Here is a 4488-nt window from a genome sequence, read left to right as displayed (position 1 = left end):
TGAAAAAAGAACTCCCCGCCCTGTTCTACAAACTGCTCATTATTGCAGCCACCATTATTTGGGGCTTCAGCTTCGTTGTCGTAAAAGACGCCGTCGATGCCGTATCGCCCGCGTGGCTTATGGGCATGCGCTTCGTCGCCACCGCCGCAATTCTGGCTGTGGTGTTCCATAAAACGCTGCGTGCGAACTTCGATACGAGCCATCTTTTTGCAGGCGTCGTGCTTGGCGTGCTCTCGTTTTTGGGCTTCTGGATTCAAACCATTGGCATTACCGACACGACCCCCGGCCGCAATGCGTTTCTTACTGCGACGTATTGCGTCATGGTGCCGTTCCTTTATTGGATTGTGGCGAAGCGTCGCCCCACGGTATTCAACCTGGTAGCCGCCGTCATGTGCATTGCGGGCGTCGGGTTCGTTTCGCTCGGCGGCGATTTCACGTTCTCTATGCGCTGGGGCGATGCCATGACCCTGCTTTCGGCCGTGTTCTTCGCGCTGCATATGGTTATGGTGCCCGTTTTCGCCGACCGTCGAGACATCATGACCATCACCATCGTGCAAATCGGCACAAGCGGCCTGTGCGGCATCGCAATTGGAGCGCTCAGCGAACCTGCGCCCGCTTTCTCATCGCTCGGCATCGATTTTTGGGCGCAACTCGGCTACCTGGTGGTCTTCGCTTCGTGCTTGGCCATGGTATTTCAAAATGTGGCGCAAGCGAAAATTCCTCCGGCGCAAGCGTCGCTTTTGCTCTCGCTTGAAAGCGTGTTTGGCGTGGCGTTTTCCGTGCTGCTTTATGGCGAAGAGCTCACCTGGATGCTGCTTGCGGGCTTCGCGCTCATCTTCTGCGCCATCGTGATAAGCGAAATATTTCCCAGGCCGAAAAAAGAGTGATCCGTCTGCGCTCAATTCAGCCTATCGCCCTCGTGTAATTTTCACCGAGGCATACGCAACAGGCAGGCCGATAGGCGCCCAAGGCTTTTTCAGTTCAACATCGATTTCTTGAATCAGCGGAAATCTATCCAACACGGCATCGGCCACAGCCTGCGCTGCGCGCTCGATCAGCTTGAACGTCGATGCGCGCAACGTCGCATCGACCAGACGGCATACCGCGCCGTAGTCGACCGAATCGTCCAACGCATCGCTTTTGCATGCCGCAGAAAAATCGCCACGCAACGCCAGGCTCACAATGAATTTCTGCCCTAACGCGTTTTCTTCAGGAAACACGCCGTGGTTCGCAAATACTTCTAAATCGACGATGCGGATTTCATCCATCGTATCCCCTGTTCAATCTAGATTTTAATGCCGGCATTCATTTTTTCGGGCAGCCAGTCGCATCGCTCACGCGCCGCGCACGCGTAACACGGGCGAGACACTTTATCAGCCTCATAGAGCAGCTTCCCCAACGGCGAGGCATCGTCGGCGAAGCGGCGGTGCTGCGCCACAGCAGCAACAATGGCCGTTTTTTCAAGCGCCGAGAAGCCATCGATATCCATCAAGATGTTCGTCGCAACGCGCGCGCCCGCAACTTCATGCGGCTCGCCGTGCTCATATTGCTCAGCCTTGCCCAAATCGTGAAGGAGGGCTGCCGCATAGACCGTTTCTTTTCGGAAGGGCATTTTGCGCTCAAGCACCCGAATGTAGGCGATGCGCGCCACGTCGAGCAGGTGATCGATCCCATGACAACAAAACTCGCGGCCCAATTCGGCACGATGGATGCGCTTCATGTGGTCGACGAAATCGGGATGGCGGCGAATCGCATCTACCGCAGGCATGACCTGGTCATTTCCGCAAATGCCACGCAACTCGAGCTCCTGCTCGCGCGCAATCATCGATGCCGTCTTCGGCGACGTTGCCCCAAGGGACGACGCGCCCGACGGCAAAACCTCGGCAACAGAAACCCCGCCGCCCGTTACGGGCACGGAAGTCGCGGAAAAGCGGGAGTCAACCGCAAGGGGGTTAACCGGGCCCTCGAAGCCCTCGAGCTTCGCGGCGTCGGGCGTGCTTACCGCCGCCAAAGCTGGAGCGTCGCCCTGCATTTCGTGCACAACGCGCCCCGTTCCGGCCTCGCGTTCGGTTACTTTGAATCGTTCGGTTTTATCGGGCTTCGCCATACTCGCCTCCCCGGTTCATGCATTCGGTCAATCAAAATAATAAGCCTCGCAAAAAAGCAAGGCTCATCGATGGTCTATGCACTCGGACTATTTCCCAATCAGGCGGAAGAATTCGTCAACCAGCGCCTGATTGCCTTCGAAAACGCCACGCTTTGCAAGCGTTGCGGTCGAAGCGCCCGGCTTGCTCACACCGCGCATCGACATGCACATGTGCTCGCCCTCGACCATGACGATAGCGCCCTTCGCGCCCAAATCATCCATGAGCGCATCGGCGATTTGCGAAGTCAATCGCTCCTGCAGCTGCAGGCGTCGAGAGAACACCTCGACCGTACGCGCGAGCTTCGAGAGCCCCGTCACGCGACCGTCGGGGATATAGGCGAGATGAACCTTGCCATAAAACGGAAGCAAGTGGTGCTCGCACAGCGAGTAGAACTGAATATCGCGCTCGACGACCATATCGTCGGAGTCGATGGAAAACGTCGTAGACAAATGCTCCGATGCCGATTCGTCCATGCCTCGGCAAATTTCGGCATACATGCGCCCCACGCGCTGAGGCGTCTCGAGCAGCCCTTCACGCTCAACGTCTTCCCCCATGCCCTCGAGCAAAAGGCGAACAGCCTGTTGGATTTTCTCCTGGTCGACCACGTTTGGTTCCCGTCTTTCCGCAAACAACAAAAACGCGCCCGAAGGCGCGTCGGTTCATGGGAGACATTATAAAGCTGCAAACGCCGAAAGCGCCGTTGGCTCGAAGTTTCTTCAAACGAGCGGGCGGCAGCGATCCGCAACTTCACATGAAGCCAATCGGTTCGCCGTCGCCCGCTTCCATCGGGCAAATCGATTCTTACTGCGCCTTGTACGGAACCATAGCTTCCTCGTCGCCGTTCGCTTCCTCAAGACGCTTGAAGAAGTCCTTGGTCTCGCGAACAACCACGCCCGAAAGCACGATCAGGGCGATCATATTCGGAATAGCCATGCATGCGTTGAAGATGTCGGCGATGGTCCACACGGCAGCAACCGTCATGTACGGGCCGGCGAACACGCAGGCGATATAAGCCCAGCGATACACCTTCACGGCCTTCTTCGAGCCGTTGCTGAAATACTCGAGGCAGCGCTCGCCATAGTAGTCCCAGCCAAGAATGGTGGTGAAGCCAAACAGCGCCAGGCAAAGCATGAGCACGAAGCTCACGGCCTCGCCGGGAATGAACGGCAAGCCAGCCTGGAATGCGGCGGTGGTAACGGCCGCGCCCTCAAGGCCGGGAATCTGATACGCGCCCGTCATCACGAGGGCCAAGCCGGTCATGGAGCACACGATGATCGTATCCAGGAAGGTGCCCGTCATAGAAACCAGGCCCTGACGCACAGGCTCTTTGGTCTGGGCAGCGGCGGCGGCAATAGGAGCAGAACCGAGGCCAGCCTCATTGGAGAAAATACCGCGCGCGATGCCCTTCTGCATAGCAATGATAATCGCACCCAGGGCGCCACCAGCGGCGGCACGCAGGCCAAACGCGCTCTCGACAATCGTGACCAGCGCATCGGGCAGAGCGGTGATATTCACCGCAATGAGCACCAGAGAGAAGCCCACATAGATGACCACCATAACGGGAATGATCTTCTGAGCGACGCTCGAAATGCGCTTCAGGCCGCCAATGACAACCAGGCCAACGAAAATGGCAACGACGAGCGAGCCGATAACCGTAGCGAGCGAATATTCCATGCCGAACAGGCTCACGGTATTCGCCATGTTCGGGTCAAAGAAGCCGGTGATAGCCGAGTTGATGGAGTTCACCTGCGTGAAGGTACCAATGCCGAACAGGCCGACGCACATTCCGAAGAACGCGAAGATCTTTGCGAGCCAACGCCAGGAAATCTGGGGCAGACGCTGCTTCATGCCGCGCTCGATGTAATAGAACGGGCCGCCGAGCACATGGCCGTCTTCGTCAATGCTGCGATACTTCACCGCAAGCAGGCCCTCGGAATACTTCGTGGCCATTCCGAACAACGCAGCGAGCCACATCCAGAACATCGCGCCCGGACCGCCAGCAACGATAGCCGTCGCAACGCCCACGATATTGCCGGTGCCGATGGTAGCCGAAAGCGCCGTGCACAGCGCGCCGAAGCTCGACACCTCGCCGTGAGCGTCTTCACCCTCTTCATTCTTCATCATGTAGCGAAGCGCGCGGGGCAACTTGGAAAACTGCAGGCCACGCAGGCGCACGGTCAGCAGAATGCCACCGGCCAAAATGAGGACCATAAGCGGCACGTCCCAAATAAAATCGTCGATGGCGACCAAAATGCTGTTCACCGTGGCGAAAAACTGTTCCACAACTCTTCCTTTCTTCATTCCGCATCGCGAAACGTCCGACTATCTAACGCCGCGCGCG

At 57.6% G+C, this 4488-nt stretch carries 5 protein-coding genes; 1 reads left to right on the top strand and 4 read right to left on the bottom strand.

Going from position 1 to position 4488, the window contains the following annotated elements:
• Nucleotides 1–887 (top strand): DMT family transporter (locus tag ACWI8T_RS08355; RefSeq protein WP_449138605.1); only part of this gene is annotated, 887 nt, incomplete at its 5' end.
• 21 nt (nt 888–908) lie between these two features.
• Here ACWI8T_RS08355 and folB read toward each other — a convergent pair.
• From folB to ACWI8T_RS08335, 4 genes are all read right to left on the bottom strand, one after another.
• Complete coding sequence (gene folB / locus ACWI8T_RS08350; RefSeq protein WP_449138604.1) at nt 909–1268, bottom strand: dihydroneopterin aldolase; 360 nt, start codon at nt 1266–1268, stop codon at nt 909–911.
• Between the two features lie 17 nt (nt 1269–1285).
• Nucleotides 1286–2107 (bottom strand): HD domain-containing protein, encoded by an 822-nt coding sequence (locus ACWI8T_RS08345; RefSeq protein ID WP_449138603.1) that lies wholly within the window; start codon nt 2105–2107, stop codon nt 1286–1288.
• 87 nt (nt 2108–2194) lie between these two features.
• The gene (gene folE / locus ACWI8T_RS08340) at nt 2195–2752 is read right to left on the bottom strand and encodes a GTP cyclohydrolase I FolE (RefSeq protein ID WP_294377528.1); all 558 of its coding nucleotides are present in this window, start codon (nt 2750–2752) and stop codon (nt 2195–2197) included.
• A 196-nt stretch (nt 2753–2948) separates the two neighbouring features.
• Complete coding sequence (locus tag ACWI8T_RS08335) at nt 2949–4430, bottom strand: alanine/glycine:cation symporter family protein (RefSeq protein WP_449138602.1); 1482 nt, start codon at nt 4428–4430, stop codon at nt 2949–2951.
• Nucleotides 4431–4488: the final 58 nt, after the last annotated feature.

The sequence above is a fragment of the Slackia sp. genome, from assembly GCF_977041755.1.
This window is presented reverse-complemented; position numbering and strand designations above follow the sequence as displayed.